We start from the raw sequence: 24,265 nt of genomic DNA, 5'->3' as shown, positions 1-24,265 counted from the left end.
AAAGGGAAGTGTGAAGGGAAATGGAATTGATGAAGGAGAATTCTGTGAATTTAAACGATACTGCTTACTATAATAACCGTGAATTAAGTTGGCTTGCTTTTAATGAACGTGTGTTGCAAGAGGCGCAAGACGAAAGTAATCCACTTTTGGAAAGGTTAAAGTTTATTAGTATTTTTAGTTCAAATTTGGATGAGTTTTTTATGGTACGTGTCGCTGGAATAAAAGATCAAGTAAAGGCTGGCTTTAATCAACCTGAAAATAAAGCTGGCTTAACACCAAAACAACAGCTAAATAAAATTGCAATGAAAGCTCATGAGTTGATGACAGTTCAGTATAATACATTTAAAAATACGGTGTTACCAGCGCTTGAAATGGAAGGGATCGAGCCGTTAACATTTCAAGATTTAACGAAAGAACAACGTGAATTTATTGAAGAGTATTTTGACGAGCAAATTTTCCCAGTGTTAACGCCTGTGGCAATCGATGCATATCGTCCGTTTCCTATGTTGTTAAATAAAAGCTTAAACTTAGCTACTATTTTGTATGATGAAAAGCAAACAGAAGAAGAGAATCGGACAAAGCTTGGAATTGTACAAGTACCATCTTTGCTTGAACGTTTTATTTTTTTACCGAGTGAAGATCAAAAACATAAATTCATTTTATTAGAAGATGTAATTAGTAGTTTTACTCATAAATTATTTACAGGATATAAAGTATCCCCTGTTACTCGTTTTCGAATTACACGTAATGCAGATTTAACAATTCACGAAGAAGGTGCGCGTGATTTATTAAAAGTAATTGAAAAAGAGTTGAAAAAACGTAAGTGGGGAGCAGCAGTTCGTTTAGAAATTGGTAAAGAGCATGTCGATGAAAGAGTGTTAGCCTTATTATATGAAGTGTTAGAAGTGAAAGATGAAGATGTATATATGATGGATGGGCCATTAGATTTAACATGCCTATTCTCCTTATACAAAAAATTAGCACCTTTATATGAACATCTTGTTTATCCAGCTCTTATCCCACAGCCACCTCAAGATTTAGATGATGAAGAAGATGTGTTTGAAAAAGCGATCGAGCATGATATTCTATTACATCATCCGTTTGAATCTTTTCAACCAGTTATTGATTTTGTGCGTGATGCAGCAGATGACCCGAATGTGTTAGCGATCAAACAAACGCTATATCGTGTAAGCGGGGATTCTTCGATTATTCAGGCATTAAAGACAGCAGCTGAGAAAGGAAAACAAGTAACTGTACTTGTTGAATTAAAAGCTCGTTTTGATGAAGAAAATAATGTCCATTGGGCAAAGGAACTTGAACAAGCTGGTTGCCACGTTATTTATGGTGTAAGTCATTTGAAAACACATAGTAAAATTACTTTGGTTGTAAGAAGAAAACACGGAAAAATCGAAAGGTTTGTACATTTAGGGACTGGAAATTATAATGATGCGACAGCAAAATTATATACAGATTTTGGCTATATTACATCCCGAAAAGATTTTGGAGTAGATGCGACAAATTTCTTTAATTACTTGAGTGGGTATACAACAAAACCGCATTTTCATCATTTGTCAGTAGCGCCGTTTGATATACGTCATCAATTTATGGAGTTGATTGATGAAGAGATTCGTTATCATAAACAATATGGAAATGGACATATTGTAGCAAAGATGAACTCGTTAACAGATAAACCGTTAATTCAAAAACTATATGAGGCATCACAAGCTGGAGTGAGAATCGAGCTGATTGTTAGAGGAACGTGCTGCTTGCGACCTGGTATTCAAAATGTAAGTGAAAATATTCGTGTAATTAGCCTTGTTGGGCGTTATTTAGAACATAGCCGTATTTATTATTTTCATCATAATGGGGACGAAAAGGTCTACCTATCTTCAGCTGATTGGATGACAAGGAACATGGAAAAGCGGGTAGAAATTTCATTTCCGATTTTAGGGTTTGAAATGAAGGCAAGAATAAAAGCAATCTTACAACTTATTTTAGCGGATAATGTAAAAACACGTGAACAAAATAAAGATGGTGAATATTATTATGTAATAAATAATGGTTCACATGAGATTGATAGCCAAGTGAAATTATTTAAAATGGCTTATCAAGATACGGGTGCAGAGTAACGGATGCTTTCTCTCATCTAAAAAGAATGGTTTGATGTTCGTTGTTAATTTGGATTTATATATTTAAGTTTAATAACTTGTGAGTAGGTAAAAGTTTACATTTAAGATTATGAGAATACGACGAAAAAAGCCCCTTCATTTAGAAGAGGCTTTTTTTCATAGTCTTTGTGTATATTAATAATAATATGGTTGTTGGCACGGACCTCCGTAACAAGGAAACGGCGTTGGTGGATATGGTGGTGGGTACGGAGGATAGTAAGGGGGTCTAGGGCCAAATGCTAATGCGCCGCCAATTAAGCCACCAGCAAGTCCTGCTAAGAATGGAACACCGAAAAATGGTAAGAAGCGTGAGTCACTTACTGGGCCAATAGGTCCTGACCGAACTAGATAGGGCTGAGGGTATGGGTACATGTAAAAACCTCCTTTATTGGACTCATTGCTATCATATGGTGAAAAAGCATGGATGAGCGAGTACAAGAAAGGATATATAAGAAAATAGGCAATTATAGATTATAAGTGCTGAAGGGTAAATACTGTAATTTCAGGTCGGGATAGAAAACGAAATGGAACGCGCGTTCTTCCTAGGCCGCGATTTACATAAAGAAGTAATTCTTCAATATGATAAAATCCCTCGATGTAACGCTTTGCTAATGCTGGAGTAACGATTGCTCCTAAAAAGGGGAGTTGTACTTGTCCACCATGACTATGCCCGGAAAGTTGGAGATTTACAGGGAAGTTAGCAATTTCAGATGCTATATCGGGTTCGTGTACGAGTACAATTGTATACAGCTCTTTCTGCACATGTTGTAATGTGCTGCTAATTTTTGGCTTACCAAGAAGAATATCATCGATTCCAAAAATAGAAATTTCGCTATTATCTAATAAACGAATACGTTTCTCGGTATTTTGCAATACTTCAAAGCCTGCATCATTCATAATTTGCTTGTAATATTCAGTCCCATACCCACCGTGATCATGGTTTCCGTAGATTGCAAATTTACCAAAGGGTGCACGAATGTTTCGTAAAATTGCAGAAACAAAAGGAGTTTCACTATATGTTTGATAGTCATCGATTAAATCACCGGTGAAGAGGACAATATCAGGCGCAGTCTTATTTATTTTTGAAACGATTGTAGACAAGTGTTGAAGAGAGAAATAGTAACCTAAATGTAAATCACTAAATTGGATGATTTTCATACCATGAAAGTTTTTTGGAATAAGTGAAGAACGAAGTGTGTGATGTGTTAAAGAAAGAAAATTCGGCTCTATATATTTTGCATAGTAATAGCCGAGACCAGTTGTAACACAAGTATAGAGGCAAGTGCGTATTCCTGTTTTTATAAAGTTTCTTCTCGTTATTTGTTTCATAGGAATATGAGCGAACCTATAGCCTGAACAAGGAAGTTTATCCCGTATGAATGGGCAGTAAGACCTCCATTGATTCAAGTCTCAGTTTATATGGTATATAGACCATTCATTATAGGTCACTTGACTCTCCTTTCCGTTTATTTCTTGCCATGGGTTACAGTATGAAATGTTAAAAAATAGTATTGAAAGAAAATTCTTTACCTAAAGATATCAGAAAAGTTTAAAAATATAAAGATTTTCGTAAAATAAAATGGTAAAATGAATGTGTATTCATTTTGGGGGAGGGGAAATTTTGAAAGAAAAAGTAGCGATTATAACAGGTGGTTCAAGTGGAATGGGAAAAGGAATGGCTGCTCGCTTTGCAAGAGAAGGAGCACGTGTTGTTATTACAGGACGTACACAAGAAAAGCTGGATGAGGCGAAAAAAGAGATTGAACAATTTTCAGGACAAGTATTAACAGTACAAATGGACGTTCGAAATATAGAAGATATAAAGCGTATGATCGAATATGTTGATGAAGAGTTTGGCCGTATTGATATTTTAGTGAATAATGCCGCAGGAAATTTTCTTTGTCATGCTGAAGATTTATCGATTAATGGGTGGAATGCGGTTATTAATATTGTGTTGAATGGGACTTTTTATTGTAGCCAAGCAGTAGGGAAATACTGGATTGAAAAGGGGATCAAAGGGAATATCATTAATATGGTAGCAACGTACGCATGGGATGCAGGGCCTGGTGTTATTCATTCTGCCTCGGCGAAAGCTGGTGTGTTGGCGATGACAAAAACGCTTGCTGTTGAGTGGGGGCGTAAATATGGTATTAGGGTCAATGCGATTGCTCCGGGACCAATCGAACGAACAGGTGGGGCTGATAAATTGTGGATTTCAGAAGAGGCAGCCAAACGTACATTGCAAAGTGTTCCACTTGGCCGACTTGGTACACCAGAAGAAATAGCAGGCTTAGCTTTTTATCTATGCTCTGATGAGGCGGCATACATAAATGGGACATGTATGACAATGGATGGTGGACAGCATTTACATCAGTACCCGTTTTAAAAAAGGAATTGTATAACGTGAAACAAGGGATTATCCCTTGGGAATCCAAAGGTAAAATGTGACGAATTTGTGACATATGAAAGAAAAGTATTTACAATAGGTTTTATATAAGGTATATTTAAGACCTCTTTTTTCTTCATAGTAGAATTGCTAATTCCCCTTAGCATTTTACCCCTCTAATCCCTTCAGGAAAACTGAAGGGATTTTTATTATTTTTCTATACATATCATGTTATAATTTTGAAAAGTAAAGGGAGGGAAGCATTTTGGTAGATGCATTAGATGTAATGAGTAATTTGGATAAAGTCCTTCCTTATTATCAAGCTATTTTTAGCGCTGATGAACATACAGTAATTGGATATGAGGTAGTAGGACGTATTGAGACGGAAGAAGGGATACAAAGTCTTTCTTCTTTTTTTCATGATGACTCCATTCCAGGTGAATTCCAACTAGAGGCGGATAACGTCATAGTAGAAAAAGCATTAGAACGCTATTTGGAAACAAATCAAAATTTTTTATTGTTTATACATCGTAATGCAAGCATATTAATGAATGATGAAGATGAAAGTTTACTTCATTTACTGTTAATGTATGAAAAAAAAGGATTGAACTTAGGGCGTATCGTCTTAGAAATAACAGAGCACGAGTGTAAGGAAGATATAGAACAATTTAATCATTTACTTATGTATTACCGTACATATGGTATTCAAATTTCAATTAATAAAGTAGGAACGGGTACAAGTAACCTAGAACGGATTAGTGTATTGGCACCTGACATTTTAAAGGTAGATTTAACCAATTTAAGACAAACTGCACTTTTACAATCTTATCAAGATATTTTATATTCCTTGTCGCTACTCGCGAGACGAATTGGTGCGACATTATTATATGAGGAAATTGACGCGTTTTACCAGTTACAATACGCGTGGAAAAATGGTGGAAGATATTATCAAGGGAATTATTTGAAAGAGTGTTTGCCAGACTTTATAGAAGCAAATATTTTAAAAGAACGCCTTGGAAATGAATGTCATCAATTTATTCAGCATGAAAAGAAAAAACTACAAAAAATTTATCAATTGACGGAAACGTTACGTGAACAAATTGGGAATGTTTTACCTAAACAGAAAAAGAATGAACATATGAATGATTGGCTATTACATTTTAGTCAACATGTATCGCATTATAGTTTTCGGATCTTTATTTGCAATGAAGATGGCTTTCAGCAATCGGGAAACATTATGAAAAAAGATGGTGAATGGATTGTTATGCCAGAGTATTATATGAAAAATTGGAGCTGGCGCCCATATTTCTTAGAAAATATAATGAAAATGAGATTTGAAAATAAAGCTAGACTCTCTGATTTATATGCAGATATAGAAACAGGAGAGATGGTACGAACATTTTCCTTTCCAATTGATGATGAACATTTTTTATTTATTGATTTGTCTTATGAATTTTTATATGAAGAAGATGTTTTATTTTAATGCACGAAGCAATTCGTGCATTTTTTTGTTTGTTTTTATCATAAATTGGTAATAGTGAAAAAGATGGTGAAAATGCTGTCTATCATTGTAAAGATTTTACGAACGAAACCATCCCTTTCTGTGCATAATCATTGTTACAATGAATACTACAAAGACAAGCTCTGTTAAAGGAAGGTGAAAGAATGAGAAAGTATGGAATTTGGTTTGTTCTATTTCTATGTGTTGCCTTTCTAGTTGGGTATAGTGTTACAACAGTTCTTGGTAAAGAAGAAATAAAAGTAGATCGAAAAGAGGTATTCACAACGATTCAAAAGGGATATGAGGCACAATTTTCAATTCGTGGCAAGCAGTTATCGATGGATAAAATGTATGATGCGTTGTCACCTTATTTTACAAATAACTTCCTTCAAGTTTTTACGGATGAAAACAGCAATGGTGATAAACGAAGTGGTGAATATTTACTTCCTACAAACGAATCTCCTTTTTCTTTTACTTCTCAAACGAAATTGGCATATGATGAAGAACATAGACTTTTATACGTATACGAACGGATGAAAAAAGAACAGTATCAAATTCTTACACTGCAGAAAGAAGAAGGAAAATGGAAACTGGCTGGTTATCATGAGAGTCAGCAACTTTTGACAGAAATGCAAAAATTACAGGAATTGAAAGAACAGGAATAGGTAGCTCAATGCCTATTCCTGTTCTAGATTTAGTAATTGTTGTAATCTTTCAATTTGAAAACCAGAGACAACCTCTCCATCAATGACAACGGTTGGAGTTGAGTATGAGTTATAGTCATACATAAGACGATTGCGAGCAGAAGCATCCTTTTTGATATCGAATTCTTCGTACGTTATGTTATTGTGCTTTAAAAATTCTTTTACAATTGTACATGGTGGACAATCTGGTTGTGTATAAACCTCAATTTTTTTCATTGTAATTCCTCCTCTTTTTCTGCTTTTTATTATATTCTGCAGCTTTAAAAACCGCAATAAAGGAAGATAAAGATTTTCTTTCTGCTTTTTCCTTCTTTTTTCGACAAATTTTAGTTGAGTTTCTTGCCAAGAAGCTTTATCCTAGAGTGTGGAACATTTTTTCTGTTATGACGGATAGAATGAGTATAGCTGTAAAACCTATTGGTAGGCAGATTAGAGAAAGGGGAGATTTCATGTCTCTACTCCAAGGAATTTTAACTCGACTTGTTAGTCTACAAGAACAAGCTGAAAGCGGTGAAGTAGCACAACGCTATTTTGAAGTGAACGGTGAACGTAAATGTAGCGTGAAATTTTTTGATAAAAGTGAAATGTATGAGTTAGAAGTGTATCAACAAGGCGAAAAGCCACAAGTATATCAATTCGATAACATTGATATGGTTGCAATTGAGATTTACGATATTATTTCTTGATACATACAAAAAAGGTACCGCGAGAAGCGGTACCTTTTTTGGTAATATTGAATCGTTTTATCCTGCATAAAATGTCTGTAAAATTCCGATTGGTGATGGGAAGCTTCACGGGCAGTAAGACCCCATCTCAAGATTCAGAGAGAAACGATGTCCAGCTCTAGCGGCTAAAATCTCCAGCCGTTTCGCTCCCTCGGACGAGGCAAAAAGCGTCTCTCCGCCTAGAGCGCGGGCGTCCTACGATTTTGANNGGCTGATAATCAGTGGGGGATGAAGAAAACCCCACTGATTAAAGTTTCACTTTATATGTATAAGTTTTTTTTATTCTTCCTACACTGGTATTAAAAGTTGGAAAGGAATGTGGAATATGGAGCGATTACCAATTGTTGTTTGTCCAAAATGTCATATGTCATTTGAACTAGACCATGTACTAACGGCTCAGTCTAATCAGAATGTAATTTATATCTGTCCAGCATGTAAGTACTCTATTCGAAATATAGAAACGAGTAAAGGATAATAAAGTCATATTTTGCTCTTTTGTCCCATACAATGAGAATGAAAAAGTCTGTCTAATCGAAGGGACGTGACTATGTGGGCGGTGAGTATCGATTTTATAATGTATCGGAGAGAGATATGGATTTTGACACAGTTTTCTCACGCATTTGCAATTTTATTGAAAGAGATCCACGCAATTTATATCGACTCTCTATAGGAACAGATTCACAAGCACATCAAAAAGGTACCCGCTTTATTACAGCGGTGCACATTCATCGTGTTGGAAAGGGAGCATGGGGATGTTTGAATCATAAGGCCGTACATAAAAATCCCCCTACTTTACGTGACAAAATATATTTAGAAACACAGTTTAGCCAAGAAGTTGCCTGTTTGTTTACACCGGAACATATAAGGTGTATATGGGAGTTATTACATCCATATGCTCATGAAGGAGCTGGATTTGTAATGGAAATTCACTTAGATATAGGACAGGATGGATTAACAAAAGAATTTATTTCAGATATGACAACGAAGGTAAAGGCGATGGGGCTAACTGCAAAAATCAAACCGGATGCTTACGCAGCTTTTAGTTATGCAAATCGTTATACAAAATAAAAAACTGAATTTTTCATCTATTAAACTAAGCAAATATTTTATATAATAAATAATAAGAAAAGAGCGTAAGGAGAGGGGTATATGCAGAAGCAAGCTACTTTAACAAAAGAAGAAAAAAATTTATTGTTAGATATTTTATTTCGTCAAAACTATGCTAGTGAAATTTTAGCTGTTGAGCTTACAGATATTGAAAGTGGTTTGAAAAAAGCTGATATTTCTCAATACAGAAGCATTACAAGGCTATTTAATCGCTTGAAAAATGAAGGATACTAAGCGCTACCAGAAAGGTAGTCTTTTTTTTGTGTTCTATGGTAAAATGAACTGTGTATCATTATTTTTGCTGGAATAAACTAAGGACAAAATAATAATATGAAAACGCTATCATAAGATATGAATAGAATTAGGAAATAAAGTGAAAATTGTAGCTGTGGATATGGAGAATTTTGAATAGTAAGGTTAGTATGTAGTCTATTTAGTAGGAAAAAGGGAGAAAAAGTGGGGGATATAATATGATTAGTATTCCGAAAGATGAATTTCAACAAGTTCTTGTTAAAGATTTAATGATTTCATCAGAAAAAGTCGCACATGTTCAAATCGGAAATAGCCTAGAACACGCTTTACTCGTTCTTGTTAAATCGGGTTATTCTGCGATTCCTGTTTTAGACCCTATGTATAAATTGCATGGATTAATCAGTACCGCGATGATTTTGGACGGTATTTTAGGGTTAGAGCGCATTGAATTTGAAAAACTTGAGGATATGAAAGTTGAGAATGTAATGAAAAAAGATATTCCGCATCTTGAGCTTGAGGATTCATTTGCTAAAGCATTAGAAATGACAATTGATCATCCGTTTATTTGTGCTGTAAACAGTGATGGATATTTTGAAGGGATTTTAACAAGACGTGCTATTTTAAAATTGCTGAATAAAAAAGTAAGACAGTATAATCGATAAAGAAGGGTAAGCGACTTCGAATAAAAAGAGAAGTCGCTTTTTTATCATGCATCTTTTTTCGTTTTATTCTACTATTTGCAGTTAGCTCTTCCTACCTCAAGAATAAGAGGAAAATGAGAAAGACAGGTAGGAGACGGCTATTAAAAGTCCGATTTGTAAGAAATAGCAATGGGTGAGAACATAAAAAATTTCTGTTGATTAAAGTTTCACTTTATATAAATTGGTATAAAAAAGTAAGCTTAGATACAAAACAATTCGTCCAAGCTTCTCGAAAATAAAAATTAAATATCGTATGTTAGAGAATGGTGCAGCGTATATATTGAAGTTAGATGGTTACATGTAACATAAGGAAAGAGGGAGAAAGTTGCAAATTGATGATTTTCAAATGATGGTTGTTTTAGCACAAGAATCCAATATGAGAAAAGCGGCAGAGCGTTTATTTGTTTCACAGCCTGCACTTAGTCAACGCTTACAATCAATGGAAAAACAATGGGGAATGAAATTTTTTATTCGTTCTCAAAAAGGTTTGACAATTACACCAGAAGGGGAAAAAGTTGCCAATTATGCAAAGGATATGTTGCAAAGAGAAGAGGCAATTAAAAGCGAACTAGCTGTTTATCGTACAGAAACATACGGAACATTAAAGATAGCTGTTGCGTCTGTCATTGGGCAATATTGGTTACCACCTGTTTTAAAAAGATTTGTGCAAAAATACCCATTTGTTAAGATTTCTCTTTTTACAGGATGGAGTAGTGAAGTACAGAAGCATTTTTATGAAGGAGATGTTCATGTAGCTATATTACGTGGAAAACAAGAATATAAAGGGCATAAAGAGCAATTGTTTGAAGATGAGTTATATTTAGTTGACACGGAAATTAAAGACATTTCAATGTTGAAGGATACAAATAGGCCCTTTATTCAATTTAAAAGTGATTCGACATATTATGGACAAATTCAGAATTGGTGGTATGGTTTATTTTCTAATCCCCCGAAACGAACAATTGTAGTTGATCAAATTGAGACATGTAAGCAACTTGTTTTAAATGGAATTGGTTATGCATTGCTGCCATCTACTGTTTTAAAAGAAGTAAGAGAAAAGACGTATAAAACGCCTGTTCAGTTGACACGAGAAACATGGTTATTGACGAGTGATTCTGCAAGGCAATTGAAACAAGTACAGGCATTTTTGGATATTATAGAAGAAATTCAAATGGAAAAATAAGATTATTGTCTTGCTAGTAGCTCTGTCGTTTGGTAGAGTAACATTATAAATGGATTTAGGAGGCAACAAGCATGAAAATGATGGATGCAAACGAAATTATTTCGTTTATTCAAAAAAGTGAGAAGAAAACTCCTGTAAAGGTATACATAAAAGGGGATTTAAAAGAAGTAACATTCCCTGAAACTGTGCAAGCTTTTGTAAATAAGAAAACTGGTGTTTTATTTGGAGAATGGTCTGAAATTAAGGCAGTTCTTGAAGAAAATAAAAAGAATGTTGTAGACTACGTTGTCGAAAATGATCGTCGTAATTCTGCAATTCCAATGCTTGATTTAAAAGGCATTAAAGCTCGTATCGAGCCAGGTGCAATTATTCGTGATCATGTTGAAATTGGCGATAATGCAGTTATTATGATGAATGCAACAATTAATATCGGTGCGGTAATCGGTGAAGGTTCAATGATCGATATGAATGCAGTGCTTGGTGGACGTGCTACAGTAGGTAAAAACTGTCACGTTGGTGCTGGTGCTGTACTTGCAGGTGTTATTGAGCCACCTTCTGCAAAACCAGTTATTGTTGAAGATGATGTTGTAATTGGTGCAAACGTAGTTGTATTAGAAGGTGTAACAGTTGGTAAAGGTGCAGTAGTTGCAGCAGGTGCGATTGTAACAGAAGATGTACCACCATATACAGTAGTTGCAGGTACACCAGCGCGTGTTATTAAAGAAATTGACGAGAAGACAAAAGCAAAAACAGAAATTAAACAAGAACTTCGTCAATTAAACCCAGAAAAATAAAGAACGAAAGCGTAAGGGCAAATAAGCTCTTACGCTTTTTATAAATGGTGGTGGAGACATGACAGTCAGTAAATTTATACAAATTCGTAGGGATTTACATAAAATTCCTGAATTAGGATTTCAAGAGTGGAAAACACAACAATATATTTTAAATTATATTGGTACCCTTCCTAGTGAATATCTTGAAGTGAAAACGTGGAAAACAGGTGTGATCGTTAAAGTAAAGGGAAAGAAACCAGAAAAAACAATTGGTTATCGTGCAGATATTGATGGTCTGCTAATTCCAGAGGAAACAGGATATGAATTTTCTTCTGTTCATGAAGGAATGATGCATGCATGTGGTCATGATTTTCATACTACAATTGGTTTGGGGCTTCTAACAGCTATTGTAAATGAAAGAATAGACGATGATCTTGTGTTTCTATTCCAACCAGCTGAAGAGGGCCCAGGTGGAGCCCTTCCTATGTTAGAAAGTGAAGAGTTAAAAGAATGGAAACCGGATATGATTCTTGGTCTTCATATCGCACCTGAGTATCCAGTAGGAACAATCGCAACAAAAGAAGGGTTGCTATTTGCAAATACATCAGAACTATACATCGATTTAAAAGGAAAAGGGGGACATGCAGCGTATCCACATACTGCAAATGATATGATTGTTGCGGCAAGTCACCTTGTTACACAGTTACAATCGGTTGTTAGTCGTAATGTAAATCCACTTGATAGTGCAGTTATTACAATTGGTAAAATCACAGGCGGTACAGTTCAAAACATTATTGCAGAAAAATCTCGCTTAGAAGGAACAATTCGAACGTTATCTGTCGAATCAATGAAACGAGTGAAAAGTAGAATTGAAGCAATTGTTGCAGGGATTGAAGCAGCGTTTCAATGTGCAGCGGTTATTGATTACGGAGCCATGTATCATCAAGTATATAATCACGGGGCGTTAACGCGAGAGTTTATGGAATTTGCATCAGAACAGACTGATATGAATGTTATTACATGTACAGAGGCAATGACAGGAGAAGATTTCGGATATATGCTTCGTGAAATTCCAGGGTTTATGTTTTGGCTTGGTGTCGAATCTGAATATGGCCTACATCATGCGAAATTACAGCCGAAAGAAGAAGCGCTCGAAAAGACCATTGCCTTTTTAAAGCAATATATAAGTTGGAAAGGGAACAGGGATTAAACCTGTTCTTTTTCATTTGAGAAAGTATAATCAATGGAACAGTATGTTTTGGTTTACTTTTCATATGAAAAATGTGTAAAATCAATGTGATATATAGAAAAAGGGTGGGGAATTAGGTGCAGATTGGTAGTGCAATCTTATGTTTCTTTTTATATGCATATGTAATTATTGCGGCGGTTTATTTCGGGATAAGCTTTTATGCATATCGTTTAACGAATAAACAGGAATATAAAGAAACATATAAATGGGTGAAAGGTTACTTATCACCAGTAATAGAGATTATGAATGGATTTGTACTTTTTTTATTTATTGGTTTAATTGCTTTTTCAACAAGCTTAGTTGCAAACAAGACAACGCTATTTGTAATTGGCGTCATTATTTTCATGCTTTTAGGTATTCGAATAGGTAATACTGTGTTTTGGAATGAAAGAAAAATCGACGGATGGACTGGTATGCTGATTCCAAGCATGTTAGCAGCTATTGTTACGAATATTGAACATGAATATAACCAATTGCATTTTTGGTTAATTATCGTATTAACAATCTTTTCTGTCTTGTATATAAGTACAGTATTTTTAACATATTGTGCAAATGAAAAAGGAGATTCTCACGGTCGCCAATTCTTTCGAAATCGAGCGTTATTTTGGAGCGTCCCTACAATGCTAGTCATTGGAATCATTGCACTTGTTGTAAATGGATATAACTTTACAGGGTGGAAAGCGTTTTTAGAAACATGGTGGATTTTTGTTATTTCATTTTGTGCGTTTTTAGGGGCAACTCATTATTTATTTCATCAACAGCATTATAAATGGGCACTCTTATTTGCTTTTATACAGCTCTTATTTGCTTTTTTTGGTCAAGAAACATTATTATTTGTGTTTCAAACGTTTAGTTCGTTTGGAAATATTTTTGTATTTGGAATGTTAATTTGCATTATTGCATTTTACTTACAGCAGTATTTCTACATACAAAAGCAAAAATAAATATGCGTTGATTACTAGTCTTTGTGGCGAATACAAAGTATGCTACAATAAAAATAAGTAGGACTTGATTATTGGAGGAATTCATGTGAGTGAGAAAGAAAAAGAATTTGCTGTCATTGGACTTGGACGTTTCGGAGGCAGTATTTGTCGTGAATTGGCTCAATTAGGTATGGAAGTAATGGCTATTGATTTAGATGAAGATAAGATTAATGAATTTGCAAATATTGCTTCACACGCTGTAATTGCAGATTCAACAGATGAGATGGTGTTAAAAAGTCTCGGCATTCGCAACTTTGACCATGTTGTTGTTGCAATTGGAGACAATTTAAATGCAAGTATTTTAACGACGCTTATTTTAAAGGAATTAGGCGTGAAAAATATTACTGTGAAGGCGCAAAATGATTATCATGAAAAAGTGCTAAGTAAGATTGGAGCTGACCATATTGTTCATCCAGAGAGGGATATGGGAAAACGAATTGCGAACAATATCGCTTCAAGTAATGTGTTAGACTACTTAGAGCTTTCAGATGAGCATAGTATTGTAGAGATTATTGCCAATAAAAAGATTGATGGGCACTCTTTAATTGAACTGGACATTCGTGCGAAGTTTGGATTGAACATTGTTGCAATTAAGCGTGGGAAGGAAGTTATCGTTTCTCCTCGTGCTACAGAAAATATCCAGGCGGGAGATATTTTAATTGTAATTGGTCATGATGATGAAGTGGATCGATTTAAACATTATTTAAGATAGAATAAAATAGAAAAGGACAATGCTCGGAAGGCATTGTCCTTTTTCTTATATTTCCATAATGATTGGTAAAATCATTGGACGACGTTTTGTTTTTTCATATAAGAATGGTGCTAATGTATCTGTAATTTCATTTTTAATTTCAGACCATTGTGTTGTTTTTCGCTCCATTACTTTTTCCAGGTGCGTTGTAATTAACGTTTGAGCATCATTGATTAAATCGCTACTCTCACGCATATAAACGAACCCACGAGAGATAATATCAGGTCCTGCTGCAACTTTGAATTCTTTCATATCAATGCTAACAACTACGATAACAAGTCCTTCTTCAGAAAGAATACGGCGGTCACGAAGTACGATATTACCAATATCACCAATACCGTTTCCATCAATATAAACAGAACCAGATGGTATTTTCCCAGCAACATTCGCCTCATCAGAACGTAAGGCAAGTACATCACCATTATCCATAATGAAGCAATTTTCTTCCGGAATACCACAATCATTTGCTAATTTCATATGCATACGTTGCATACGGAATTCACCGTGAATTGGCATAAAGTACTTAGGTTTAATAAGACGTAGCATTAACTTTTGTTCTTCTTGTCCACCATGTCCACTTGTGTGGATGTTTGAAAGCTTACCATGAATAACATCAGCACCAGCACGGTACAACATATTAATTGTACGACTTACGCTAACTGTATTCCCTGGGATTGGCGAAGAAGAAAAGACAACAGTATCACCAGGAATAATTTGAATTTGACGGTGTGTACCATTTGCAATACGAGAAAGTGCTGCCATTGGTTCACCTTGACTACCTGTGCATAAAATAACGACTTTGTTAGCTGGAAGTCGATTGATTTGTGATGCTTCAATAAATGTGTCTTTTGGACAACGAATATAACCAAGATCATGACCAATTTCAATTGCCGCTTCCATGCTTCGGCCAAATACAGCTACTTTACGATTATTTTCAACAGCAGCTTCAACAACCTGTTGCAAGCGATGGATATTTGATGCAAAGGTTGCAAAGATAATACGACCTTCTACTTTGCGGAAAATGTCTTGAATACTATCGCCAACGCGGCGTTCAGACATCGTAAAATTAGGCACTTCACTATTCGTACTATCAGATAGGAGGCAAAGCACACCATCTTTACCGATTTCAGCCATTTTTGTTAAGTCTGCTGGTTCACCTACTGGTGTGAAGTCAAATTTAAAGTCTCCCGTATGAACAATTTGTCCTTGTGGTGTTTTCACTACAACACCGTATGAATCCGGGATACTGTGTGTTGTGCGGAAGAACGATACCGATGTTTTTTTAAATTTGATCACATCGTCTTCTTGAATTTCGTAAAGTTTCGCTTTTCGAAGTAATCCGTGCTCTTCTAATTTGTTTTTAATTAAAGCAATGGCTAATTTCCCGCCATAAATTGGGATGTTCACTTGACGTAATAGATAAGGGATACCACCAATATGATCCTCATGACCATGTGTAATGAATAAACCCTTAATTTTATCTTCGTTTCGTACAAAATAAGTGTAATCAGGAATCACATAGTCGATTCCGAGAAGTTCGTCTTCTGGAAACTTAATTCCAGCATCAATTATAATAATTTCATCTTGAAATTGAACAGCATATGTATTTTTGCCGATTTCACCAAGTCCGCCAAGCGCGAAAACAGCTGCCTGATCATTTTTTAGGAATTTCATAAATTATACGATCTCCGTTAGTGTTAAATCAGCATTTTGCTTTTCGTATTCAAGATGAGCGCCAGTAACAGATTGGACAAACTCAATATTATATGCGAACTTTTGTAATTTTGTACGAACATCTTTCTCGGACTCAGCTTCTAAATATAGAACTTTTGTATTTTCACGTACTGGAACCTCAGTCATTTTTTCTTGATAGAATACTTTAAAAATCATTGGTAAAACCTCTCCTTGTCTATGTTTTGCATTATCTGTTACCTATTATAAAGCAAATAGTAATGATTTTCATGTTTTTTCGAATGAGAATGAAGAAAAAGCCCGAAATGGGCACGATTTAAGCTGGAGTCTTTTTACAGACTAAATCGTTTAAATACCGTTTTAGCTTTTTCTTCAGCTTCTTTAGCATGATTACTCCTTCCTTTCTTTATTTCAAATATGCACATCTATTTTTGGTTCGTGTAGTAGGAACTCTATCTCTATATACAGGGAATCATAGAAGATAAGTGAGGGGCTTTTGCTGCCAGGTGTTCAGTAATTCTATTGGCTGACGCAGGCGTAATCTTGTGTTACGCTCTTTCTCTCACAGACAGTGTTTCCTCAGTTATGAATATAGTATGAGATAGATTAGAAAAGAAAATGCATTGAAACAAATAGCAATATTCTTTTGATAGTATATGCATATTGTACGAATAAGGTTAGGAAGTGAACGCTTTCTTCACAGATGTTTAATATGTTATACTTTTTTTTAGGATTTGAAAAGAAATAGTCAAGATAGGAACAGAGATAGGCTAGAAAGGATTTTGAAAATGAATGATAAAATCGTCTTTTTTGATATTGATGGAACATTACTAGACCATGATAAAAAAATTCCGCACTCTACAAGGGAAGCTGTACGTATGTTGCAGGAAAAAGGAGTACATGTGGCAATTGCGACAGGGCGTGCACCTTTCATGTTTGAAGATATTCGTAATGAGCTTAATATTCATAATTATGTTAGTTTTAATGGCCAATATGTTGTATTCGAAGATGAGGTTATATTTAAAAATCCACTACAACCTAATACATTACATACATTTACAACATTTGCGGAGCAAGAGGGGTATCCGCTCGTTTATTTAGATCATGAGGATATGAAAGCGACAGTGGAATATCATGATTATGTGAAAGAAAGTTTTGGGAGTCTGCAATTTGAGCATCCTTTATATGAGCCAAGCTTTTATGAAAATCGTGATATTTATCAAACACTTCTTTTCTGCCAAGTGGGCGAGGAAGAAAAGTTTATTCATGATTATCCAGATTTTCATTTTATTCGTTGGCATGCGTATTCTATGGATATTATCCCTAATGGTGGTTCAAAAGCGAAGGGGATTGAAAAATTTATTGAGAAATTAGGATTTAAGCGCGAACAAGTCTATGCTTTTGGGGATGGATTAAATGATTTAGAAATGATTGAAGCAGTCGGAACGGGGATTGTAATGGGAAATGGCCATGAAGATTTGAAAACACTTGCTAATTATGTGACGAAAGATGTGAGTGAAGATGGAATTCTTCACGGGTTACAGTGGGCGCGTTTATTGTAAAAAAGATCATGAGAACCATTTCAGATAAAAAAGCAGAAGCCGTAGCTTCTGCTTTTTTATCTTTCGAATGGTTTTGCATCATCAGGGGATGCGAAAGGATTTTCTTGATTAATGTGGTCATAGAACATGACGCCGTTTAAATGATCAATTTCATGTTGAAATACAATCGCTGGTAAGCCTTTTAAACGTAATTTTACCTCTTCACCATCGATAGTAGTTGCTTTAACTGTAATTCGTGTATAACGCGGCACGTAGCCAGGTACTTCACGATCTACCGATAGACAACCTTCGCCTCCTGATAAATATGTACGTTCAACGGAGTGACTAATAATTTTGGGGTTGAATAAAGCATAACTATATAGTGTCTCATTTGCGTCCGTAACATGAACAGCAATCATTCTTTTTGAAATACCAATTTGTGGCGCTGCAATCCCGATTCCTGGACGTAAGTTATATTTTTCAACCATTTCAGGGTTTTGACTGTTTATTACAAATTGAATCATTTCTTTAAGAGTACGTAAATCCGCTTCACTTGCTGGCAGAGGTACTTCTTCTGCTACTGCTCTTAGAATGGGATTTCCTTCACGAATTACATCGTTCATTGTAAGCATATGTGATCTCTCCTTTCTCCTTTAGTCTACCAAAGGACATCGAAAAAGTCATGGTAAAGAAAATCGTGTATATGTATGGGAGCTTTAATCAATCCTTCTTATTAAAGGATTGAAAAAGAAAAGGCGGCAGAGCCGCCTATTTCTTTCAATAGTTGTTTTGTTTTACATTAACGAATGCAAGCAGCACCAACGATAATTAAAAGGATAAACAATACAACGATTAAGGCAAAGCCGCGTCCGGATCCTCCGCAAGAACCTCCATAGCCATAGGAAGGATATGAACAAGTTGGATAGCAATATGTGTATCCGTACATGAGATGACCTCCTTTATCATTTCCCGCTAATACTGCGGTTATTATAATGTATGGAAAAGTGATGGGGAGTGTGTAGGCATTTTCCTAGAAAAGGAAGAAGTGATTGCATATTTTTGTTACAAAGAGAGAAAAACTAAGGAGAATGAATCGTTTACATATTATTCTATGATGAAAAGAGGGGTGAAAAGGGAATAATATAACAGTAGGTTATCGCTTACTAATACAGATGTAAAAATGAAAACAACTACGTATAGTGGAAACCTCAATGTTAGTCATAAAAAAAAACGTAACCAAAGTAATTGACATCGTGATTAGAATAGTTGTAAACTAAAAAACGTGATCAAGATTGTATTAATATGTTTCTGAAAAAACATTAGTACAGATTGTTAGGTACACAAAATTATTCTCAACCGGCAAGGTTTCCTGTCGGTTTACATGGTTGCGTTTTCTTTCTAGCCGATTGCTAGTGAAAGCGTTTCAGAATATGGTTCAAGAGAGGAAGAGGTGAACGGAATGGGTACTAAAACAAAAAAGACCCTATTTAATGTTGATGAGCAAATGAAAGCTATCGCAGCTCAATTTGAAACATTACAAATTTTAAATGAAAAAGGCGAAGTTGTGAATGAAGCAGCAATGCCTGAATTAACTGATGATCAATTAAAAGAATTAATGCGCCGTATGGTGTATACTCGCGTACTAGATCAACGTTCTATTTCTTTAAACCGTCAAGGACGTTTAGGTTTCTACGCACCAACAGCAGGACAAGAGGCTTCTCAATTAGCAAGTCATTTCGCACTTGAAGCAGAAGACTTCATCTTACCAGGATATCGTGACGTTCCACAATTAGTATGGCATGGTTTACCATTATACCAAGCATTCTTATTCTCTCGTGGACACTTCATGGGTAACCAAATGCCTGAAAATGTAAATGCACTTGCTCCACAAATCATCATCGGTGCGCAAATCATCCAAACTGCTGGTGTTGCGTTAGGTATGAAATTACGTGGTAAAAAATCTGTTGCAATTACTTACACTGGTGACGGTGGTGCTTCTCAAGGTGACTTCTACGAAGGTATGAACTTTGCGGGTGCATTCAAAGCTCCAGCAATCTTCGTTGTTCAAAACAACCGTTATGCAATCTCTACTCCAGTAGAAAAGCAATCTGCAGCTAAAACTGTAGCACAAAAAGCAGTAGCAGCAGGTATTTACGGAATTCAAGTAGACGGTATGGATCCATTAGCTGTATACGCAGCAACTGCTTTTGCTCGTGAGCGCGCAGTAAACGGTGAAGGTCCTACTTTAATCGAGACTTTAACATTCCGTTATGGTCCACATACAATGGCTGGTGATGACCCAACTCGTTACCGTACAAAAGATATCGAAAACGAATGGGAACAAAAAGATCCAATCGTACGCTTCCGTGCATTCTTAGAAAACAAAGGCCTATGGTCTCAAGAAGTAGAAGAGAAAGTAATCGAAGAAGCAAAAGAAGATATCAAACAAGCAATTGCTAAGGCTGACCAAGCTCCAAAACAAAAAGTAACTGATTTAATGGAAATCATGTACGAAAAAATGCCTTACAACTTAGCTGAACAATATGAAATTTATAAAGAAAAGGAGTCGAAGTAAGCCATGGCTCAAATGACAATGATTCAAGCAATCACTGATGCTTTACGTGTTGAAATGAAAAATGATCCCAACGTACTTGTATTTGGTGAAGACGTTGGTGTAAACGGCGGAGTATTCCGTGCTACTGAAGGTTTACAAGCTGAATTCGGTGAAGACCGTGTAATGGATACTCCACTTGCAGAGTCTGGTATTGGTGGACTTGCAGTTGGACTTGCACTTGAAGGATTCCGTCCAGTTCCAGAAATCCAATTCTTCGGTTTCGTTTATGAAGTAATGGATTCAATTTCTGGTCAATTAGCTCGTATGCGTTATCGTTCTGGTGGACGTTGGACTGCTCCAGTAACAGTTCGTTCTCCATTCGGTGGTGGCGTTCATACTCCTGAACTACATGCTGATAGCTTAGAAGGATTAGTGGCTCAACAACCTGGTCTAAAAGTAGTTATTCCATCTACTCCATACGACGCAAAAGGTCTTTTAATCTCTGCGATTCGTGACAACGATCCAGTTATCTACTTAGAGCATATGAAATTGTACCGTTCATTCCGTCAAGATGTACCAGAAGGCGAATACACAATTGATTTAGGTAAAGCTGATATCAAACGTGAAGGTACAGATGTATCTGTTATCGCTTATGGTGCTATGGTTCATGCTGCATTAAAAGCTGCTGAAGAACTTGAAAAAGAAGGTATCTCTTTAGAGGTTGTTGACTTACGTACAGTTCAACCATTAGATATCGAAACAATCATCGCTTCTGTTGAAAAAACAGGCCGCGTAGTTGTAGTTCAAGAAGCTCAAAAACAAGCTGGTATTGCAGCTAACGTTGTAGCGGAAATTAATGACCGTGCAATCTTAAACTTAGAAGCTCCAGTTGTACGTGTTGCAGCTGCTGATACAGTATTCCCATTCTCTCAAGCTGAGAGCGTATGGTTACCAAACCATAAAGATATTGTTGAAGCTGTTAACAAAGTAATGAACTTCTAATTTTAGTTTTTCATGTGCAAAAGAAATCAGCACATGCTGATTTCTTTTGTGCTTATTCCATAATAATGATATGAATCAGGGGGCTGAATTCCGTGGCATTTGAATTTAAACTACCAGATATCGGCGAAGGTATCCACGAAGGTGAAATCGTTAAATGGTTTATTAAACCAGGCGATGAAGTAAACGAAGACGATGTACTTCTTGAAGTACAAAATGATAAAGCAGTTGTAGAAATCCCTTCACCTGTTAAAGGTAAAGTACTTGAAGTACTTGTAGAAGAAGGTACAGTTGCAGTAGTAGGAGATACTTTAATTAAGTTTGATGCTCCTGGATACGAAAACCTTAAATTTAAAGGTGACGACCATGACGATGCTCCAAAAGCTGAAGAAGTGAAAGAAGAAGCTCCAGCAGCGGCAGCAACTCCAGCAGCAACTGAAGAAGTGGTAAATGAGCGCGTAATCGCTATGCCATCTGTACGTAAATACGCTCGTGAAAAAGGTGTAGACATTCATAAAGTAGCTGGCTCTGGTAAAAATGGCCGCGTTGTAAAAGCTGATATCGATGCATTTGCAAATGGCGGACAAGCAGTAGTAGCAACTGAGGCTCCAGCAGCAGTAGAAGCTACTCCAGCAGCAGCGAAAGAAGAAGCACCAAAAGCACAACCAATTCCAGCTGGTGAATACCCAGAAACTCGTGAGAAAATGAGTGGTATCCGTAAAGCTATTGCGAAAGCAATGGTTAACTCTAAGCATACAGCTCCTCACGTAACATTAATGGACGAAGTAGATGTAACAGAACTTGTTGCTCACCGTAAGAAGTTCAAAGCAGTTGCAGCTGACAAAGGTATTAAATTAACTTACCTTCCATACGTTGTAAAAGCTTTAACATCTGCATTACGTGAATTCCCAATGTTGAATACGGCTTTAGATGATGCATCTTCTGAAATCGTTCATAAACATTACTTCAACATCGGTATCGCAGCTGATACAGACAAAGGTCTATTAGTACCAGTTGTTAAAGATACAGATCGTAAATCTATCTTCACAATTTCTAACGAGATTAATGAGCTTGCTGGTAAAGCACGTGACGGTCGTCTAGCTCCAGCAGAAATGAAAGGTGCTTCTTGCACAATCACAAACATTGGTTCTGCAGGTGGACAATGGTTCACTCCAGTTATCAATCACCCAGAAGTAGCAATTCTTGGTATCGGCCGTATCGCTGAGAAGCCAGTTGTGAAAAATGGTGAGATCGTTGCAGCTCCAGTATTAGCATTATCTCTAAGCTTTGACCATCGTTTAATTGACGGCGCAACTGCTCAAAAAGCATTAAACCAAATTAAACGTCTATTGAATGACCCACAATTATTAGTAATGGAGGCGTAATAACAATGGTAGTAGGAGATTTCCCAATTGAATTAGATACAGTCGTTGTTGGTGCAGGTCCTGGTGGATACGTTGCGGCAATTCGTGCAGCACAATTAGGTCAAAAGGTAGCAATTATTGAAAAAGCTAACCTTGGTGGCGTATGCTTAAACGTTGGATGTATTCCTTCAAAAGCGTTAATCAATGCAGGTCATCGTTATGAGAATGCAATGCATTCTGATGACATGGGTATCACTGCAGAGAACGTAAAAGTTGACTTTACAAAAGTTCAAGAATGGAAAAACGGCGTAGTTAAGAAATTAACTGGCGGTGTTGAAGGCCTTCTTAAAGGTAACAAAGTTGAAATCATTCGCGGTGAAGCTTACTTCGTAGATGCTAACACATTACGTGTAATGACTGAAGATGCAGCACAAACTTATACGTTTAAAAATGCTGTTCTTGCAACTGGTTCTACACCAATCGAAATTCCTGGATTCAAATACTCTAAACGCGTTATCAACTCTACAGGTGCATTAAGCTTACCTGAAATTCCTAAAAAACTTGTTGTAATCGGCGGCGGTTATATCGGTATGGAATTAGGAACTGCATACGCTAACTTCGGTACAGAAGTTACTGTAGTAGAAGCTGGCGATGAAATCTTAGCTGGTTTCGAAAAAGCAATGAGCTCTGTTGTTAAACGTGCTCTTCAGAAAAAAGGCAACGTAAACATCCATACAAAAGCTATGGCTAAAGGCGTTGAAGAAACAGAAAACGGCGTAACAGTTAGCTTCGAAGTTAAAGGCGAAGTACAAACTGTGGAAGCTGATTATGTACTAGTAACTGTAGGTCGTCGTCCAAACACGCAAGAAATCGGTCTTGAGCAAGTTGGAGTTAAAATGACTGACCGCGGCATCATCGAAATCGATGAGCAATGCCGTACAAACGTATCAAACATCTATGCAATCGGTGATATCGTTCCTGGACCACCATTAGCTCACAAAGCTTCTTACGAAGGTAAAGTAGCTGTTGAAGCAATTAGTGGCCATGCATCAGCGATCGATTACATCGGAATTCCTGCAGTATGCTTCACTGATCCAGAATTAGCATCTGTTGGTTATACTAAGAAACAAGCAGAAGAAGCAGGAATGACAGTAGCTGTATCTAAGTTCCCATTCGCTGCAAACGGTCGTGCGTTATCATTAAACAGCACAGACGGTTTCTTACAACTTGTAACACGTAAAGAAGACGGTCTTCTTGTAGGTGCACAAGTTGCAGGTGCGGGTGCTTCTGATATTATCTCTGAGATTGGTTTAGCTATCGAAGCTGGAATGACAGCAGAAGATATCGCTCAAACAATCCACGCTCACCCAACATTAGGTGAAATCACAATGGAAGCAGCAGAAGTTGCTCTTGGAATGCCAATTCACATTGTAAAATAATAAGAACAAGTAAAATAACCCGCCTCTTATCTGTTCAGAGGCGGGTTATTTTCTATTTAATAAATCTCTATCTATAAATACTTTAGAAGAGCTTACAGGGTCAGTATGTGCATTTGTCGAATGGATATGTAATACTATATATTAAAAATTGAAATGCACGTTAATAGAAATAAACTGGACACAAATCCATTAC

Annotated in this window: 26 protein-coding genes; 19 read left to right on the top strand and 7 right to left on the bottom strand. The window is 36.3% G+C overall.

Features of this window, described 5'->3' with window-relative positions; genetic code table 11:
• Positions 1-20: 20 nt before the first annotated feature.
• Positions 21-2,129 (top strand): RNA degradosome polyphosphate kinase, encoded by a 2,109-nt coding sequence (locus CN373_RS04755; protein ID WP_000422305.1) that lies wholly within the window; start codon positions 21-23, stop codon positions 2,127-2,129.
• 174 nt (positions 2,130-2,303) lie between these two features.
• On the opposite strand, the gene CN373_RS04750 is transcribed toward CN373_RS04755, so the two are convergent.
• Both CN373_RS04750 and CN373_RS04745 read right to left on the bottom strand, forming a co-directional pair.
• Positions 2,304-2,540 carry a hypothetical protein gene (locus CN373_RS04750; RefSeq protein ID WP_000283723.1) on the bottom strand — a complete coding sequence of 79 codons (237 nt, stop codon included), beginning with the start codon at positions 2,538-2,540 and terminating at the stop codon, positions 2,304-2,306.
• A 99-nt stretch (positions 2,541-2,639) separates the two neighbouring features.
• Entirely contained in the window at positions 2,640-3,497 is an 858-nt protein-coding gene (locus CN373_RS04745) for a metallophosphoesterase (RefSeq protein ID WP_000810022.1), read from the bottom strand.
• Between the two features lie 292 nt (positions 3,498-3,789).
• Here CN373_RS04745 and fadH point away from each other — a divergent pair, with 292 nt between their 5' ends.
• The 3 genes from fadH (at position 3,790) to CN373_RS04730 (ending at position 6,720) form a co-directional block, all read left to right on the top strand.
• Positions 3,790-4,554 (top strand): 2,4-dienoyl-CoA reductase, encoded by a 765-nt coding sequence (fadH, locus tag CN373_RS04740; protein ID WP_000660861.1) that lies wholly within the window; start codon positions 3,790-3,792, stop codon positions 4,552-4,554.
• Positions 4,555-4,819: 265 nt separating this feature from the next.
• A complete protein-coding gene (locus CN373_RS04735; RefSeq protein ID WP_000227268.1) occupies positions 4,820-6,037 on the top strand; it encodes an EAL domain-containing protein in 1,218 nt (405 codons plus the stop codon).
• Between the two features lie 182 nt (positions 6,038-6,219).
• Positions 6,220-6,720, top strand: coding sequence for a DUF3993 domain-containing protein (locus tag CN373_RS04730; protein ID WP_001233797.1), 501 nt, complete (start codon positions 6,220-6,222; stop codon positions 6,718-6,720).
• Between the two features lie 12 nt (positions 6,721-6,732).
• Here the strand turns inward: CN373_RS04730 and CN373_RS04725 are convergent, their stop codons facing one another.
• Positions 6,733-6,975: a glutaredoxin family protein gene (locus tag CN373_RS04725; protein ID WP_000717869.1), complete on the bottom strand. Its 243-nt coding sequence runs from the start codon at positions 6,973-6,975 to the stop codon at positions 6,733-6,735.
• Between the two features lie 233 nt (positions 6,976-7,208).
• On the opposite strand from CN373_RS04725, the gene CN373_RS04720 reads away from it, so the two are divergent.
• The 10 genes from CN373_RS04720 to CN373_RS04675 all read left to right on the top strand — a co-directional run bounded on the left by CN373_RS04720 (position 7,209) and on the right by CN373_RS04675 (position 14,444).
• On the top strand, positions 7,209-7,445 hold the full coding sequence (locus CN373_RS04720) for a YkuJ family protein (protein WP_000055151.1): 237 nt from the start codon (positions 7,209-7,211) through the stop codon (positions 7,443-7,445).
• A gap of 364 nt (positions 7,446-7,809) precedes the next feature.
• On the top strand, positions 7,810-7,959 hold the full coding sequence (locus CN373_RS25470) for a hypothetical protein (RefSeq protein ID WP_033664223.1): 150 nt from the start codon (positions 7,810-7,812) through the stop codon (positions 7,957-7,959).
• Positions 7,960-8,075: 116 nt separating this feature from the next.
• Positions 8,076-8,552: a ribonuclease H-like YkuK family protein gene (locus CN373_RS04710; RefSeq protein WP_425290441.1), complete on the top strand. Its 477-nt coding sequence runs from the start codon at positions 8,076-8,078 to the stop codon at positions 8,550-8,552.
• 81 nt (positions 8,553-8,633) lie between these two features.
• Positions 8,634-8,825 carry an antirepressor AbbA gene (abbA, locus tag CN373_RS04705; RefSeq protein WP_001171637.1) on the top strand — a complete coding sequence of 64 codons (192 nt, stop codon included), beginning with the start codon at positions 8,634-8,636 and terminating at the stop codon, positions 8,823-8,825.
• 236 nt (positions 8,826-9,061) lie between these two features.
• Positions 9,062-9,505, top strand: coding sequence for a cyclic-di-AMP-binding protein CbpB (gene cbpB, locus CN373_RS04700; RefSeq protein WP_000623583.1), 444 nt, complete (start codon positions 9,062-9,064; stop codon positions 9,503-9,505).
• A 364-nt stretch (positions 9,506-9,869) separates the two neighbouring features.
• Entirely contained in the window at positions 9,870-10,727 is an 858-nt protein-coding gene (locus tag CN373_RS04695; protein WP_001165235.1) for a LysR family transcriptional regulator, read from the top strand.
• Positions 10,728-10,798: 71 nt separating this feature from the next.
• Complete coding sequence (dapD, locus tag CN373_RS04690) at positions 10,799-11,521, top strand: 2,3,4,5-tetrahydropyridine-2,6-dicarboxylate N-acetyltransferase (RefSeq protein WP_000783254.1); 723 nt, start codon at positions 10,799-10,801, stop codon at positions 11,519-11,521.
• Between the two features lie 58 nt (positions 11,522-11,579).
• Positions 11,580-12,710 (top strand): N-acetyldiaminopimelate deacetylase, encoded by a 1,131-nt coding sequence (locus CN373_RS04685; protein WP_000218660.1) that lies wholly within the window; start codon positions 11,580-11,582, stop codon positions 12,708-12,710.
• A gap of 116 nt (positions 12,711-12,826) precedes the next feature.
• Complete coding sequence (locus CN373_RS04680; protein WP_001165485.1) at positions 12,827-13,693, top strand: hypothetical protein; 867 nt, start codon at positions 12,827-12,829, stop codon at positions 13,691-13,693.
• An 85-nt stretch (positions 13,694-13,778) separates the two neighbouring features.
• Complete coding sequence (locus tag CN373_RS04675) at positions 13,779-14,444, top strand: potassium channel family protein (protein ID WP_001290440.1); 666 nt, start codon at positions 13,779-13,781, stop codon at positions 14,442-14,444.
• 45 nt (positions 14,445-14,489) lie between these two features.
• On the opposite strand, the gene rnjA is transcribed toward CN373_RS04675, so the two are convergent.
• Together rnjA and CN373_RS04665 are read right to left on the bottom strand one after the other, a co-directional pair.
• On the bottom strand, positions 14,490-16,157 hold the full coding sequence (rnjA, locus tag CN373_RS04670; RefSeq protein ID WP_000670365.1) for a ribonuclease J1: 1,668 nt from the start codon (positions 16,155-16,157) through the stop codon (positions 14,490-14,492).
• 3 nt (positions 16,158-16,160) lie between these two features.
• A complete protein-coding gene (locus tag CN373_RS04665; RefSeq protein ID WP_000576440.1) occupies positions 16,161-16,373 on the bottom strand; it encodes a DNA-dependent RNA polymerase subunit epsilon in 213 nt (70 codons plus the stop codon).
• Positions 16,374-16,963: 590 nt separating this feature from the next.
• On the opposite strand from CN373_RS04665, the gene CN373_RS04655 reads away from it, so the two are divergent.
• Positions 16,964-17,737, top strand: coding sequence for a Cof-type HAD-IIB family hydrolase (locus CN373_RS04655; RefSeq protein WP_000998261.1), 774 nt, complete (start codon positions 16,964-16,966; stop codon positions 17,735-17,737).
• Between the two features lie 56 nt (positions 17,738-17,793).
• Here the strand turns inward: CN373_RS04655 and def are convergent, their stop codons facing one another.
• Both def and CN373_RS04645 read right to left on the bottom strand, forming a co-directional pair.
• Entirely contained in the window at positions 17,794-18,348 is a 555-nt protein-coding gene (def, locus tag CN373_RS04650) for a peptide deformylase (protein ID WP_098358890.1), read from the bottom strand.
• Between the two features lie 167 nt (positions 18,349-18,515).
• A complete protein-coding gene (locus CN373_RS04645) occupies positions 18,516-18,662 on the bottom strand; it encodes a YjcZ family sporulation protein (protein ID WP_000274566.1) in 147 nt (48 codons plus the stop codon).
• Positions 18,663-19,175: 513 nt separating this feature from the next.
• On the opposite strand from CN373_RS04645, the gene pdhA reads away from it, so the two are divergent.
• From pdhA to lpdA, 4 genes are all read left to right on the top strand, one after another.
• Positions 19,176-20,291 carry a pyruvate dehydrogenase E1 component subunit alpha gene (gene pdhA / locus CN373_RS04640; RefSeq protein WP_000536894.1) on the top strand — a complete coding sequence of 372 codons (1,116 nt, stop codon included), beginning with the start codon at positions 19,176-19,178 and terminating at the stop codon, positions 20,289-20,291.
• Between the two features lie 3 nt (positions 20,292-20,294).
• Entirely contained in the window at positions 20,295-21,272 is a 978-nt protein-coding gene (gene pdhB, locus CN373_RS04635) for a pyruvate dehydrogenase complex E1 component subunit beta (protein ID WP_000068166.1), read from the top strand.
• 92 nt (positions 21,273-21,364) lie between these two features.
• Complete coding sequence (pdhC, locus tag CN373_RS04630; protein ID WP_000863425.1) at positions 21,365-22,654, top strand: pyruvate dehydrogenase complex dihydrolipoyllysine-residue acetyltransferase; 1,290 nt, start codon at positions 21,365-21,367, stop codon at positions 22,652-22,654.
• A 5-nt stretch (positions 22,655-22,659) separates the two neighbouring features.
• Positions 22,660-24,072, top strand: a complete 1,413-nt coding sequence (gene lpdA / locus CN373_RS04625; protein ID WP_000260102.1) for a dihydrolipoyl dehydrogenase — start codon at positions 22,660-22,662, stop codon at positions 24,070-24,072.
• Positions 24,073-24,265 lie beyond the last annotated feature (193 nt).

This window comes from Bacillus cereus (genome assembly GCF_002561295.1).
Classification (GTDB): domain Bacteria; phylum Bacillota; class Bacilli; order Bacillales; family Bacillaceae_G; genus Bacillus_A; species Bacillus_A cereus_S.
This window is presented reverse-complemented; position numbering and strand designations above follow the sequence as displayed.